Raw genomic sequence first — 13978 nt, forward strand, 5'->3', positions numbered from 1 at the left:
GGTCCAAATTCTTTTGGCTGCCTACTCCCATTCAAAGGTTACTCCAGCGATCTCTACGCTGTCTCCCTCTTTAATTCCTGCGTCACGCAGAGCATCGTCAACCCCCATGGCTTTTAAGATATTTTGAAAACGATAAACACTCTCTTCGTGGTCAAATAACGTCATGCGCACGTGTTTCTCAATTTCTTTCCCTGTAATCAGATAATGATCATTGTCTTTAGTTATTTCAAAGCGTTTTTCCGGCTCTGCTTTTGTAACCAAATGTTCCTCATCATAGTTTGCTATTTCCGGCATAGGAATATCCGGTAAAAGTTGAGCAATCCGATAAATCAGGGCTTGCAGTCCCTCACCCGTTGCCGCAGAGATAGGGAAAACTTCCTGCCCCTCCTCCAGCTCATCCTTAAGGCGCTGAAGATTTTCTTCCGCGCCCGGAATATCCATTTTATTAGCTGCAATCAGAAGCGGACGCTCAGCTAAGGCCGGACTATACAGCCTAAGCTCCTTCCGAATAATGCGAAAATCCTCCAGGGGGTCTCGTTCTTCCGACCCGGAAATATCCAAAACATGCAAAATTAGGCGAGTTCTCTCCGTATGCCGCAGAAATTCATGGCCCAATCCTGCTCCGGTATGGGCGCCTTCAATCAGGCCCGGAATATCTGCCATAACAAAACTCAGCCCGTCTTCAAGTTCAACGACCCCGAGATTCGGCACAAGGGTCGTGAAATGGTAATCGGCAATCTTGGGCTTGGCGGCCGAAACTTTAGAAATCAAGGTCGATTTTCCTACATTGGGAAATCCGACTAATCCCACATCCGCCAAGAGTTTCAATTCTAATCTCAGCCAACGTTCCTCGCCTGGTTCCCCATTCTCCGCCAGAGTAGGCGCTTTATTCGTATTGCTCATAAAGCGGGCATTTCCCCGGCCTCCTCTGCCGCCGGCGGCAACAATCACTCGTTGTCCATGTTCCGTGAGATCGGCGATGACATTCCCGTTGTCATCATCCAAAACTACCGTGCCCACGGGAACACGCAGAACGATATCGTCAGCGCTTTTTCCGGTCATATTCTTCGACTGCCCATGCTCGCCCCGATCCCCTTTATAATGGCGTTTATAGCGAAAATCCACCAGAGTGCTCATGCCCTCGTCACCGACAAAAACAACATCGCCGCCCCGGCCTCCGTCTCCGCCGCTGGGACCGCCTTCCGGCACGTATTTCTCTCGGCGAAAGGCGACAGCACCTGCTCCGCCGTCGCCTCCCTTAACATAAATCTTTGCACGATCATAAAATAACGACATGGCTATTCTCCTTGTATCCCAAAATAACTCATCTTCTCAAAGAGCACTTTCTCTTCATCTTCCAGAATAAACTGGCAAGAAAAGCCTTCGTTCTCTTCAAATAAATAGACTTCCGAATTTAAATCCGGCAATCCATTATACTGCTGTACCTTCTCTAAACACTCTCTAGTGTACCCGAATAAGCTCTCTCCATATTCTTTTTGCCAATGATCCTGCCAAAAATCTTCCAGTCGCATCGCATCCGGGAAACTCAAAGAGGTCGTAATATTTAGCTGCCTAAGGTGAATAATCCAGCTGAGCAGAATTGCCGAAAGCACGGGGACCGAGATTTGGCCAATCTTCTGCTCCTCCTGAGGCCTGATCACCTCGCGGATATAATCAAGAGCCTTCTCCGGCTTCTGGAGCTGTATATTTCCCATCACGACCTGCCAGTGGTTAAAAAAATCATGCCGCTGCAGACGATACCACTCAACCATCTCCGCTAATAACTGATGTTCAAGTTCTGACATTATCATCCTTTCCTCTCATGGGTAACTTTTGTTCCCAGTGAACTCGTTGCTGCGTATTTATGTATGTATAAAGAAAACTCGGCTTATGCCGAGCATAGAAAGCCCCTGGGGAAATCCCAGGGGCGTAAGAGAAACAGCTTATTTTGCAGCAACCGCCGGTGTTTTGCGTTCCGCATAAACGCTCACTTGTTTGTGCACCCTGTCTTTATGCTCAAATTTAACATAACCATCGATGAGTGCAAATAAGGTATCGTCTTTACCGATGCCGCAATTTTTAGCGGGATGGAACTTCGTTCCGCGTTGGCGAACGATAATTGTTCCGGCTGTAACGAATTGTCCGTCGCCTCGCTTTAACCCGAGACGTTGGGCATTACTGTCACGACCGTTTCTGGAACTACCTACCCCTTTTTTATGGGCAAAGAGCTGCAGATTCATGTTTAACATGGAGTCCACCTCCTTTGATCAATTAATATATATGCCGGCCCGTAGACCGCTTCTATTTGTTCGATACCAAGCTTTAAGGTTTGCAGAATCCACTGCGCCTGATCCAATTCCTGCTCAGGAATTCCTGAGAGCTGACAAGACAGAAAACCTTCGTCTTCCTGCACTTGAGGAGCCTGAGAAAGAAAATGTTCCAAACCATTGGCAGCCGCAATGCTCAGAGCGGAAACCCCTGCACAAACAATATCGTGACCTGCTTCTGCATATCCGGAATGACCGGAAACCTCAAAACCGCGAATCCGCTTCAGCTCATCCAGCCAAACCAGGAAACGAATTCCCTCTTCTCCTTTAGGCTTGGAGCGCTTCGACGCGAACTTTTGTGTAAGGTTGACGATGTCCTTGTTTACGGCGATAGTTTTTCTTCGCCTTATATTTGAAAACAATAACTTTCGCCCCTTTGCCGTGCTCTACAACTTTAAGCACTGCGCTAGCACCTGCTACAACAGGAGTACCGACTTTGACAGCACCCTCTTTTTCCAAGAGCAGAACTTTGTCAATAGTCACCGTATCTCCAACATTTGCTTCCAATTTCTCAACGAAAATTTCGTCGCCTTCTTGGACTTTAAACTGTTTGCCGCCGGTTTCAATTACTGCGTACATAATTACATTACACCTCCCATACCCTAGACTCGCCATTGCAGGCCGGCTTTTAAGCTTAAAAACCTGTTAATACCTGATTTGAGCGGTTGCGGTGAGAAGCCACCACATTTAGATATTTTAGCATTTGGTCACATCATTTGTCAAGTGAATAAAGTTTAAGCAGATAAGGTTATGGCAGATGATTAGAAAATGATTAATTGTTGAGAAAGATTATCCCAAAATATGTTATGGTTGCAAAAGGAAAATTTAGCTCTGTGTGGAATATATACCTATCTATTCATGCAAGGAGTGAAGACGATGCCCTGGAAGCACCTTAACAATTCTCCCCTCCATCTGCCATCCCGCCAGGATCTGCTAATTATTGCGGGAGCAGTGGTTATTTGCCTTCTGATTATTGCATTTTTTATCTGGCGTTCTTAATTTAGTTTTCCCAAGCACAGAAGGCCTAACTGCGACAATCCAACTCCCTTTAACGTTTAAATGTCACCAAATGGAAGCATCCAGCCTATACATAACAAATAAAAAGGCTCAGTTGAGTAAAATGATATGCTCCCTTGGTGGACAGGGAGCAGTTCAAAATCTCAGCCGAGCCTTTTAATTTTTCGTCTAGGAGGGACCATTATCACCTTTAGTCAATAGGTTATAAAGGACCTCCAGACCGCCAATTATTTTTTGGAGTTCCTCATCACTGGCACCCTTAAGTGAATCCGAAATGTAACTGTTGAACAATTCTTTAATTACGTTATTTCTTTCAAATTCCGGCGATAGCGATAAACGAACAATGCGGCGATTATTCTCAGGAATCTCGCGAATAACAACTCCCTGACCAACCAAACGGTTAACAATTCCGGAAACAGTACTCTTAGACAAGCCTATATACTCGCTCAGTTCATTCAAGGTGGAATAGGGGTGTTTGCTCAGGCCGAAGATCAGGCCTAATTGCGGTCCAGTAAACCCATATTGCTGCGACTTTTCAAAAATCTGGTCTCGGTAGATTTTCTGAACCGCTTTGAATAAAAATACGATTCGCTCCGAAGGGCTCTCTGGAGGATTACTCCATAATTGCTGCGACTCCTGTTTCTGATTCATGAGCCACCTTCTCTCCTTCCTGAGTTGGGCCCTTCTTCTGCCCAGTTGCTTTTTTAGAACTCATCATGAGAACTAACACGACCGCCACGAAAACTATCGGTACAGTAAGAGCAATCGCATGATTCATGGCATCCAGATAAGCTTGACCATAAATCACCTGTCCAAGGGTTGCATAAGCATTTTCCAGGGCATCCACCTGCGGTAACCCGTAACTCCAATAGACACCTTTCAACATAGTGATAACCGAGGAGGCCGTCCGATTAAAAGGAGTTATCTGTTCAGCCAGTCTGGCATAGTTAACATTGGTCGATCCAGAAATAACAGTCGTCATAAAGGTAATAGAAACAGCTTGCAAAATACTGCGGATCGTCGTGGAAAGAGCGGTTGCTTTCCCGTATAAATGCCTGGGAACAGCGTTCATCGCCGCCGTGTTGACAGGCATCATGGCAAGGCCAAGACCGATTCCCCGGATCGCCGCAACAAACGTAATATAAGTCGAGGGCGTATTCATATTGAAGAGCGACATTTGATAAGTAGCAAAGGCCAGGATCAGAAGACCGGGAAGGGTAACCACCTTGGCCCCAAACTTATCAAAAATCGCACCGCTGACGGGCATCATCAAACCTGAAGCAATGGCCGAGGGAAATAGAATTAACCCTGTTTGCATCGCCGTATAGCCTCTTAAGTTTTGCAGGAATAAAGGAAGCACATAAACTCCGCCCATCAGAGCTAAGGTCGTAATCCCCGTAATAAATTGGCTGAGGGTAAAATCATAGATCTTAAGAACACGCAATTCCAGCATAGGGTTAGGATGGCTTAGTTCATTAACCACAAAGATCATGAGGCCAAAAACACCAAGGGCTATCAGCAGCGGGAATTTTACATTTCCCCAGTCGATCGTATCTGCTTCACCAAGCACATAAAGAAGACTCACAATACCTACAATCGAAGATACTAAACCAATAAAGTCAAAATCGCCTTTATAGGGCACTAAAGGCGTGTCTTTAAGTAAAATACTGGCAAAGATAACCCCGAAGATGCCGATAGGAACATTGACATAGAAAATAAAACGCCAATCCATGTATTGAATGATATATCCTCCCAAGGTAGGACCGATAGCCGGAGCAGCCATAGAGGCAATCCCCCAGAAGCCTAAAGCTTTTCCCCGCTCTTGAAGAGGGAAAATCTGCATAATATAGGACATTCCGACCGGCATAATAGCTCCGCCGCCTATCGCCTGAACAACTCGGAAGATAACCATCACATTATTGCTCCAGGAAAAACCACATAGGAAAGAACCGATCGTAAACAAACTCAGCGCACCAATAAAGAGTTTTTTAATACCAAACGTATCACTTAAAAAACCGGTAATCGGGACGACGGCACCCATGGCCAGGGTATAACCCGTCAGAACCCACTTAATAGAGTCCAAATCCGTGCCGAAAACATTCATCATTTTAGGAATCGCAATATTAACAATACTGCTGTCCAACATAACCATGAAGGTACCTATGACAACCACAAATAAGGCTAACCACTTATATGAATTGTCACCTGCGCCTTCCGGTTCAGGATGGTGATGTTCAGTCATACTTATCTCACCTCATCACTTGATGTGAATATGGACCACAGCATTTGTCCCTGGCAGAATTGAAGCATCGTTTTTATCAAGAATAATTTTTACAGGTATTTTTTGAATAACCTTGGTAAACGTTCCGCTTGTTGAGGTCGGCAGCAGCGAAAAGGTAGAGTTTGCGGCTTGACCGACATATTTGACCGTACCCGTAAATTGCTTGCTGCCAAATTGGTCAATCGTAAGATCAACTTTTTGGCCTGCTTTAACAGAACCAAGTTTTGTTTCTTCGATGTTCGCCGAAACATAGAGCTTCGAAGGATCAATAAGGTAAGCAATGGTTTGACCCGGGGAAACAACCTCTCCCACGGTTGCTTGTTTCTTAATCACAATTCCGTTAATCGGTGCTCTGAGAACCGTTTCATCGATGTTGGTGTCCGAAGGATTATCAATGCCCTGGCGGCCGACAATTTGGCCCTGAATCACTTTATCTCCTTCTTCGATATCCAACTCAACCAGTTTACCAGAGATCTGCGGACTTACAGCAACGAGGTCACCCGTTACGGTAGCATCCTCTGTAGAAACATAATACGTGTTTTGATACCAGTAATATCCGCCAATCCCAGCAAAGACCATAATCATGACTACAAGGATTGCTAAAATCATTTTTTTACGCTTTTCGTTCATCTTATCGTATCGCCTCCTTACTTTTTAAGGCCTATTTCCGCCAGCATACCTGGTTTTAACGCGGGATCCGGATTATTAATCTGGATTTTCACTAATACACTTGTGTTTTGGGAATCAACTACAGAGTTGACCATTGAAACAGTCCCTGAGAAATTTTTATCAGGCATCTCGGAAACTTTAACATCAACGTCTTGACCGACCTTAACACTGCTCGCAAGGCCCGCCGGCAAAGAGGCATTGACAAATAAAGACGTATTGTTCGTAATCGTAAGTAAGGTTTCTCCGGGGGAAGCCAATTCCCCGATATTGATACTTTTTGCACTAATTGTGCCCGCTATAGGAGCCACAATGGTTCCATTAGCCAACATGGTTTTGGCATAATCCAAAGCTGACTGAGCTTGTTGAACTTGAGCCTGCAGGGCATCGATAGCTTCCTGAGTTTGCCCCTTCTTTAACAAATCCAGCTGATCCTGGGCCGAGTTATACTGTGCTTGAGCAGCTGTGAGCTGAGTCTGAGCAGCGTCTAACTGCGCCTGCGGAAGAGCTCCTGACTGAAAGAGCTGTTGATCCCGGTTATAACTCGTTTGAGCATTCGTATAGGCGCTTTTCGCCGCATCTACTGCTGCCTGAGCCTGAGCAATCTGTTCAGGACGTGCTCCGGCCTGAGCATTGGCCAAGTTGGCCTGAGCGGCAGCCACGGCTGCTTGGGCTTGGTTCACTTGAGCCTGAATATCATTTGTATCTAAGGTAACTAAAGTATCTCCTTGTTTAACGACAGAACCAACGTCGACCGAAATCCCTGTAACCTTGGCGGCAATCTTTGTCGTGATATTCGCCTTATCATTGGCATTAATAATTCCTGCCATGACATAGACAGGTTTCGTCGTTTGAACATTGGTACTTGCTTTAGCAGCTGATTGACCTGCAGCCGGTTGACTCGTTGTACCACAGCCCGTCAAAACAACTGCCATGGCCAGCACGATTAAAGCAACTCTTTTCATTCCAATCCCCCTTATGTTTGTACTGCAACCGTTCGTATGCATATTGTTTGCTAGCATGACTAATTCTCTTCCAATCTGCTGTTCTTGTCAAGACCTAAAATTCATCATTTCCGGCAAAATTCCTTCAAATAATAACCCCCCGAGCACCCCTACAAGGACATGTCCATATAATATTAGGATTAACCAGTGAAGGAGGGCCGGAGGTTTGAGTAAACAGAAGCAAGTAGTCTATTATGGTCAGAAATTAAGAAAAGCACGCCTCAAAGCAGCAATTGGGACTCAAAAGGAATTAGCCGAAAAAACAGGCATTTCCGCCAATATTATCAGTGATCTGGAACGGGGCAAACGCCGCATGAGCCCTTCCTGGGCCCGGCGGATCGCCGAAGTGTTAGGGGGAGAATGGACGGATTACATGGACTGAGCGGGGTGTGATTTCATTCCCTGTCTTTCCCTTTCTGTGACAGGAAGTCATGCCCTTCAATATACTGAGATTAGGACAAGCACTCTCCCCAAGAGTCAGTCCTAATACTATTAAGAAAGGGTGTGAAATTATGCCAGTTGTCGCCAGTGCCAAAGATTCCGTGATGGTCGTAACCTATCAGATCGGTTTGACCGAGCAAGGTTCCCCCAAACTCAGCCAGCGCAGTTTCCCCAATATCAAATCCACCAGTTCAGACCAAGATGTCTATGATGTTGCCGCAGCCCTTTACAGCCTTCAGGACTATCCCCTAATCAGCGTCAGGAGAGACAATCGAGTTGACCTGACTCCGTAACGAAGAATGGACAGTAAGCAAAAACAAAACTCACCCCGCAATGAAAGGAGGAATAATCGTGGCCAGCACCACCAAGAAAGTCCTGAGAATGACCTTTAATAACGCTGCCGGAAACGCCGTAACGATAACCATGCCTCAGCCTAAAGATAGTTTGACTGCCGCCGATATTGAAGCCGTCATGGATCAAATCATTACCAAGAATATATTTCTCACTTCCGGCGGTGAACTCATTTCCAAACGGGATGTAAAAATTGTTGATACGACAACCAACGACCTTTTCGATTAACGATTAATTGAATAGGTTATTAAAAAAGTGATGGTGTCCCATTAATTGCTTTAATTAGTCGCTATAATAATAGGTAATTCAAACTAAGTAATTCGAAGGATAAGAGAACTGATCACTTTCAATGGAAAATAAAAGTGAAAGCACCGGGTTTGCCCGATGCTTTCACTTTTCACAGGGTGTCTGACAACATTGCTTCTTATCACACTCAACTTTATTTGAGCCGCAGTGCTGGCAAATCAGCCTGCGTTCTTCATAAGTAGCTGTCATCTCATTTCCACAAGACCTACATTTGAAATAACAGACATTCTTGGTATAGTGGCCGCCTTCAATCCTGATCGCTCTGTTCTCCAGAAGCGCCTTGGCAACTTTCTTCCGCGCCTCATCAATAATATTTTGGAAGGTTTGCCGGGAAATCTGCATCCGGGCAGCACACTCTTCTTGGGATAATTCCTCAATATCCTTCAGCCGCATGGCCTCCAACTCTTCTATTTTAAGCTGAATCTGCTCAAGCCGGCTCTGTTCGTCCCCCTCCAAACAAGCGCATTTACCCTTGGGACAGGGAGCGAAAAATTTATTCTCAGGTATATATTCAACCCTTCTCCATTTCACCGGTCTAGGCATAGGGTCTCTCCTTTCGGTTTAAGCTGCTCTGCAAATACCTAACTTGAGGATAACACGATTATTGTCAAATGCCAATAATCGTGTTATTATTTTCTTGAATTCAGTTACCCCTTAGGGGTGGGGTTTTAATCTATAAGCCGAAGGAGACGTTGTGATGGGCAAGAAAGTAGTCATAGTCGGCGGAGTAGCTGGAGGAGCCAGCGCCGCAGCACGGTTACGCCGTCTGGATGAAGACATGGAAATCATCATCTTTGAACGTGGAGAACATATTTCTTACGCTAACTGCGGTTTACCCTATTATGTCAGCGGAGTCATTAACCAAAGAGACGCTCTGCTGGTTCAAACACCCGAAGGAATGAAAAAACGCTTTAACATTGATGTCCGAATCTTTAGCGAAGTCACCCGCATTATTCCCGCAGAAAAAGCCGTGGAGGTCCAAGAAGCTTACGGTAAAACCTATCGTGAAACCTATGACCAATTGATCCTTTCTCCCGGAGCAGCACCGCTTCGCCCGCCGATTCCCGGAATTGACGATATCGAAGCACTAGTCGTGCGCAACGTCACAGATATTGACCGTATTAAACACTATATTGATGAGAAGCAGCCTCGTTCCGCTGCCGTTGTCGGCGGCGGATTTATCGGCCTGGAAATGGCAGAAAATCTGCAGCATAAAGGAGTAGCCACCACACTGATTGAAATGAGCAATCAGGTCATGGCCCCTTTGGACTATGAAATGGCTGCCATCCTGCACGAACATATTTTCAACAAAAACGTTGACCTGATCTTAGAAGACGGCGTAAAATCCTTCGCTCAAGAAGGAGATAAGACTCTTATCACCCTGCAGAGCGGCAATCAGGTTGAGACAGAACTGACTATCCTGGCCATCGGAGTCAAACCCGAAATCAAACTCGCTAAGGAAGCCGGACTGGCTATCGGCGAACTAGGCGGAATCAAAGTCAATGAAAAACTCCAAACCTCAGATCCCAACATTTTCGCTGTCGGTGATGCCATTGAAGTGAAACATTTCGTCACTGAAAAGCCGTCTCTTATCCCTCTGGCCGGTCCCGCCAATAAACAAGGCCGCATCGTCGCCGACGTCATTGCCGGGCGCGACAGTAAATATGAAGGAACTCAAGGAACCTCCATTGCCAAAATCTTTGATATGGCAGCAGCCTCTACCGGTGCTAATGAAAAAATGCTTAAACGATACGGAATTCCCTACGAAGTCATCTTCACTCACTCCGGCTCCAATGCCGCTTATTATCCCGGAGCCACCCGCTTGTCCACGAAACTCCTTTTTGACAAAAGCAACGGCCGCGTCCTGGGAGCGCAAATTGTCGGCATGAACGGTGTCGATAAACGAATCGACGATATCGCCGGCGTCATCCGCCGCCAAGGCACCGTCTATGACTTACAGGAACTCGAATTAGCCTATGCTCCCCCCTTCTCCTCCGCCAAAGACCCGGTCAATATGGCCGGCTACGTGGCCGAAAACGTCATCAATGGCGATGTCCGCATGGTTCAATGGTATGAAGTCAAAGATATGAACCCTAACGATGTCTGTATCATCGATGTCCGCACCATCGAAGAACGCCGCGGAAAATTCATCCCCGGATCCATCCACATCCCCATCGACGAACTCCGCGACCACCTCTCCGAACTGCCTAAAGACAAAGATATTGTCGTCTACTGTGAAATTGGCTTACGCGGCTACGTTGCCTATCGGATTTTGACTCAACACGGATTCACCCGTGTCAGGGATTTGACCGGAGGCTGGGTGACCTATTTCCCTCCTGTATTCGGTTAAGAATAGAATCTCTATATCACAAATAATTGATCAAAAAGGGAATCCCTGAAGGCAATTGGTTTCGCCTTTCAGGGATTCCCTGTCTGTTTATCTGCATACCCAAGATTTCCTACTTACATATCTCCCTATACTTAGATAACTCAGCGGTATACAACTCTCGATCTTTTGTCATCTTTTTGGTCATTTCAACAGGATCAATATCAGTAGTCTGATTCGTCAACGTCAATTGTTTGTAAATAAGCAATGACCTGAAGTCCAGATTGTATGCCGCTAAATAAGATTGTAACTCGTATGGATTGAGGGTTCCAGTTGGATCATTAGGTACTTTTAAGGCGTATAGTTTATCATTGATAATCGATACTTTATTCAGGCTCGCCTTCACAGAGTCGAGATTACTTGGGTCGGTCGTATTCGTAAGATCATCTATTTCGTGTAAAAGAACCTCTGTATCGTCGAAGAACTTCGTAAATGCTGCTTTATCCAGATTTTCAGATTTACTGACAGGATTATTACTATCTTGAGCTTTACTAATTGGTTGATTGGCATCATTACTTTTACTCACAGATTGATCAGTACCTTTAGACTGAGTCACCTGCGCAGCATCTGACGTCGTTTTTGAAGAAACCTCAGAGTTTTGAGTTTTTGAACTTCCACATCCAACTAAAACAATGGCTGCCATAATAATTGCGACGACAAACTTCTTCATTTTTTCTACACCCCTCCATTTGTATTATATACTTCATTGGGGGCAGATGTGGATTTTCGTTCAAATTTTTGTTGATGAATGCGCATTAATGAATCATTCTAACCTTCATTTTATTGGACCGTTTTACTATAAGTTAATTTTTTATTCACATCATCGATTAAGCTTTGAATTTCTCCTAAGAGCAAATCAGAACCTTTTACCAACTTTGCTGCTGCAATTACCTTATCATAGTTCCCTTTATATTTTCCTACAGCGCCTTTGATTCCCACTAAGGCGAAATCAGAGAACTCTTCCGTTCCATTGTTGATAAATTGTAACCTTAACGGAACATTTACACCATCGACTACTTTTTGAACTTCAGCTAAAGTTAAGTTAGATCCTTTTGCTTTAAGTGCCGCCGCTATTGCGGTATCATAACTTGCTTTGTCTGCTTCAATTACACTGGTTACTCCTGCATTTAAAAAATCGCTGTAACTGTCTGTTCCTCCATTAAGTGCCGATAAAGCACTTGCTGCTCTTGTATTTATAATATCCACTGCCATTTGTACATCTTGAAGGGTTAAATTTGCCCCCTTCTGATTGACAGCTGTTTTTACTGAACCGTCATAGTACCTCTTAAGTCCGCCAATAGCTCCCTTTACTCCTGCTATTTCATAATCAGCGAAATCCCTTGTCCCTTTATTAATCGACTTTAAGGCAATTTCAGCAGCTGCCGCATTGACTATATCCACTTGTTTTTGCACGTCTGCTACCGTTAAAGGAGGCCCGTTAGGTATTTTTGCCGCTTGTATTGCCGTATCATATTGCTTCTTGTTTCTGGAGTTCGCATTTCTTATTCCGACGATAGCGAAATCGGTAAAGCTTTCACTTCCTGTGTTAATTGCCAAAAGTGCAGTTGACGGGGACATACGATTCACTTCTTCGACAATACCTTGGACATCGGCACGTGACAATATCGAATATGCTTCTTTTCGTGCCGTCGCTATGGCAAGATCATAACGATCTTTATTCGCTTGCACCGCTTTTGTAATTCCAGCTGCTGCGAAATCCGAGAAACTCTCTGCTCCCGAATTAATTGCCGTTAAAGCATCTTCAGCAACTGCTGTGTTAACCTTATCCACAGTGTCTTGAACTTCAGCTAATGATAAACTGGCGCCTTTCCTTTTTACAGCCGCAGCAATTGCCGAATCATAGTCTGATTTATGGGCTTTAGAAACTTTAGTAACCCCTGCCGCTGAGAAATCCACAAATTCTTCGCTTCCTGTATTAATGGCCGTTAAAGCGGCAGCGGCACTAGCCGCATTTACGCTCTCTATGACGTTCTGCATTTCCGCCAAGGTCAGATCGGATCCTTTTTTCACACGATCAGCTGCTATTGCAGAATCATATCCTGCTTTGTTAGCCTGAACCGCCTTGGTAATTCCAGCCGCCGCAAAATTAGAAAATTCTTCTGTTCCCCGATTAATTACCATTAAAGCATTCGCTGCAGCCACTTTATTTACGCTATCCACATTTTTTTGGACTTCAGCCGCAGTTAAGTTAGAACCTTTAGCTGTTAGGGCATCCGAAATCGCTGAATCGTAACTCACTTTATTGGCCTTAGCCGCCCTCCATACCCCGGCCGCGGCAAAATCAGAAATGTCCTCTGTCCCTTTATTAATTGCGGTTAAGGCAGCTGCAACAACAGCTGCATTGACGCTGTTCACTGTATTTTGAAGTTCAATTAAATTTAAGTTTAAGCCTTTATTTTCACGGGCATCTGCAATTGCCGTATCATACTTGTCTTTGTTAGCTTTTACCACTTTCGTAATTCCGGCCTTTGCAAAATCTTCAAATAACTCTGTCCCAGAGTTAATCTCGGACAGAGCAGTTGCCACAACCGTTGTATTTACGCTGTCTACCGTATTTTGGACTTCAAATAGGGATAGGCTGGATTTTTTAGTTTTTAAAGCCGCTGCAATTGCAGAATCGTAGTCGGCTTTATTAGCCTTAATCGCTTTTGTTACTCCGGCAGAAGCAAAATCATCAAAAATCTCTGTTCCGGAATTAACAGCGTCTAGTGCGTCAGCAGCAACTTTTGTATTGACACTATCTATAACGTTTTGTACTTCCGACAAGCTTAAGCTGAGCCCTTTAATTCCTACAGCATATGCGATAGCTAAATCGTATTTTTCTTTGTTTCCTTTGATCTGTCTCTTTACACCAGCCGCTGCAAAATCCGAAAAGCTCTCGTTCCCGCTATTAATAACCGTTAATGCCTTTTCAGCGGATGTATTGTCCTTGGTAAGATTAGCGTTAAGTATCTTAAATGAATCCGATTGATAACTTACGTTTGGTGATGGAATAGGTAATGCTTGTACAGGCTGAATAGGCAACATACTTAAGAGCAATACATTTATTGTAAACACAGTAATTTTTGTTTTGACGCGACCTGAAGACATAGTAACTCACTCTCCCTTTTTTGAATAATAAGTCAATTGATTATCCCCGTTACCGTTTGAATTCTCATGACCTATGTAATTCGCTACA

17 protein-coding genes and 1 other annotated feature are annotated in these 13978 nt (G+C 44.7%); of the genes, 5 read left to right on the forward strand and 12 right to left on the reverse strand.

The window, feature by feature from the left end; translation table 11 throughout:
- Positions 1-21: 21 nt before the first annotated feature.
- The 5 genes from obgE to rplU all read right to left on the reverse strand — a co-directional run bounded on the left by obgE (position 22) and on the right by rplU (position 2906).
- Entirely contained in the window at positions 22-1296 is a 1275-nt protein-coding gene (gene obgE, locus DEAC_RS10415) for a GTPase ObgE (protein ID WP_047809980.1), read from the reverse strand.
- A 2-nt stretch (positions 1297-1298) separates the two neighbouring features.
- A complete protein-coding gene (locus DEAC_RS10420) occupies positions 1299-1805 on the reverse strand; it encodes a Spo0B domain-containing protein (protein ID WP_242847122.1) in 507 nt (168 codons plus the stop codon).
- Positions 1806-1943: 138 nt separating this feature from the next.
- Positions 1944-2249 (reverse strand): 50S ribosomal protein L27, encoded by a 306-nt coding sequence (gene rpmA, locus DEAC_RS10425; protein WP_047809982.1) that lies wholly within the window; start codon positions 2247-2249, stop codon positions 1944-1946.
- Positions 2243-2689 carry a ribosomal-processing cysteine protease Prp gene (locus tag DEAC_RS22680; RefSeq protein WP_345788161.1) on the reverse strand — a complete coding sequence of 149 codons (447 nt, stop codon included), beginning with the start codon at positions 2687-2689 and terminating at the stop codon, positions 2243-2245. The genes rpmA and DEAC_RS22680 overlap by 7 nt, the downstream gene beginning before the upstream one ends.
- Positions 2595-2906, reverse strand: a complete 312-nt coding sequence (rplU, locus tag DEAC_RS10435) for a 50S ribosomal protein L21 (protein WP_047809983.1) — start codon at positions 2904-2906, stop codon at positions 2595-2597. The genes DEAC_RS22680 and rplU overlap by 95 nt, the downstream gene beginning before the upstream one ends.
- 15 nt (positions 2907-2921) lie before the next feature.
- Positions 2922-3004 (reverse strand) — a sequence feature (ribosomal protein L21 leader region).
- A gap of 199 nt (positions 3005-3203) precedes the next feature.
- On the opposite strand from rplU, the gene DEAC_RS24535 reads away from it, so the two are divergent.
- A complete protein-coding gene (locus DEAC_RS24535; RefSeq protein WP_047809984.1) occupies positions 3204-3326 on the forward strand; it encodes a membrane protein in 123 nt (40 codons plus the stop codon).
- 186 nt (positions 3327-3512) lie between these two features.
- On the opposite strand, the gene DEAC_RS10445 is transcribed toward DEAC_RS24535, so the two are convergent.
- From DEAC_RS10445 to DEAC_RS10460, 4 genes are read right to left on the reverse strand one after another with little or no spacing between them, the layout of a single operon-like run.
- On the reverse strand, positions 3513-3995 hold the full coding sequence (locus DEAC_RS10445) for a MarR family winged helix-turn-helix transcriptional regulator (RefSeq protein WP_047809985.1): 483 nt from the start codon (positions 3993-3995) through the stop codon (positions 3513-3515).
- Positions 3958-5586 (reverse strand): DHA2 family efflux MFS transporter permease subunit, encoded by a 1629-nt coding sequence (locus DEAC_RS10450; RefSeq protein WP_047809986.1) that lies wholly within the window; start codon positions 5584-5586, stop codon positions 3958-3960. Before DEAC_RS10450 ends, DEAC_RS10445 begins: the two co-directional genes overlap by 38 nt.
- Positions 5587-5601: 15 nt before the next feature.
- Positions 5602-6255 carry an HlyD family secretion protein gene (locus DEAC_RS10455; protein ID WP_047809987.1) on the reverse strand — a complete coding sequence of 218 codons (654 nt, stop codon included), beginning with the start codon at positions 6253-6255 and terminating at the stop codon, positions 5602-5604.
- A gap of 17 nt (positions 6256-6272) precedes the next feature.
- Positions 6273-7256, reverse strand: a complete 984-nt coding sequence (locus tag DEAC_RS10460; RefSeq protein ID WP_047809988.1) for an efflux RND transporter periplasmic adaptor subunit — start codon at positions 7254-7256, stop codon at positions 6273-6275.
- Between the two features lie 205 nt (positions 7257-7461).
- Between DEAC_RS10460 and DEAC_RS10465 the strand changes: the two genes are divergently transcribed.
- Genes DEAC_RS10465 through DEAC_RS10475 form a run of 3 tightly spaced genes read left to right on the forward strand, consistent with a single transcriptional unit; the run spans position 7462 to position 8315 of the window.
- A complete protein-coding gene (locus DEAC_RS10465; protein ID WP_047809989.1) occupies positions 7462-7677 on the forward strand; it encodes a helix-turn-helix domain-containing protein in 216 nt (71 codons plus the stop codon).
- 49 nt (positions 7678-7726) lie between these two features.
- Positions 7727-8029, forward strand: a complete 303-nt coding sequence (locus tag DEAC_RS10470; RefSeq protein WP_242847123.1) for a DUF1659 domain-containing protein — start codon at positions 7727-7729, stop codon at positions 8027-8029.
- Between the two features lie 58 nt (positions 8030-8087).
- Positions 8088-8315 carry a DUF2922 domain-containing protein gene (locus DEAC_RS10475; RefSeq protein ID WP_047809991.1) on the forward strand — a complete coding sequence of 76 codons (228 nt, stop codon included), beginning with the start codon at positions 8088-8090 and terminating at the stop codon, positions 8313-8315.
- A 162-nt stretch (positions 8316-8477) separates the two neighbouring features.
- Here DEAC_RS10475 and DEAC_RS10480 read toward each other — a convergent pair whose 3' ends face one another.
- Positions 8478-8936 (reverse strand): DUF134 domain-containing protein, encoded by a 459-nt coding sequence (locus DEAC_RS10480; RefSeq protein WP_047809992.1) that lies wholly within the window; start codon positions 8934-8936, stop codon positions 8478-8480.
- Between the two features lie 154 nt (positions 8937-9090).
- Here DEAC_RS10480 and DEAC_RS10485 point away from each other — a divergent pair, with 154 nt between their 5' ends.
- Positions 9091-10743: an FAD-dependent oxidoreductase gene (locus tag DEAC_RS10485; RefSeq protein WP_047809993.1), complete on the forward strand. Its 1653-nt coding sequence runs from the start codon at positions 9091-9093 to the stop codon at positions 10741-10743.
- A 109-nt stretch (positions 10744-10852) separates the two neighbouring features.
- Here the strand turns inward: DEAC_RS10485 and DEAC_RS10490 are convergent, their stop codons facing one another.
- Both DEAC_RS10490 and DEAC_RS10495 read right to left on the reverse strand, forming a co-directional pair.
- Positions 10853-11449 (reverse strand): hypothetical protein, encoded by a 597-nt coding sequence (locus tag DEAC_RS10490; RefSeq protein WP_047809994.1) that lies wholly within the window; start codon positions 11447-11449, stop codon positions 10853-10855.
- A gap of 110 nt (positions 11450-11559) precedes the next feature.
- The gene (locus DEAC_RS10495; RefSeq protein WP_047809995.1) at positions 11560-13890 is read right to left on the reverse strand and encodes a hypothetical protein; all 2331 of its coding nucleotides are present in this window, start codon (positions 13888-13890) and stop codon (positions 11560-11562) included.
- Positions 13891-13978: the final 88 nt, after the last annotated feature.

Source organism: Desulfosporosinus acididurans, from assembly GCF_001029285.1.
Lineage (GTDB): Bacteria > Bacillota > Desulfitobacteriia > Desulfitobacteriales > Desulfitobacteriaceae > Desulfosporosinus > Desulfosporosinus acididurans.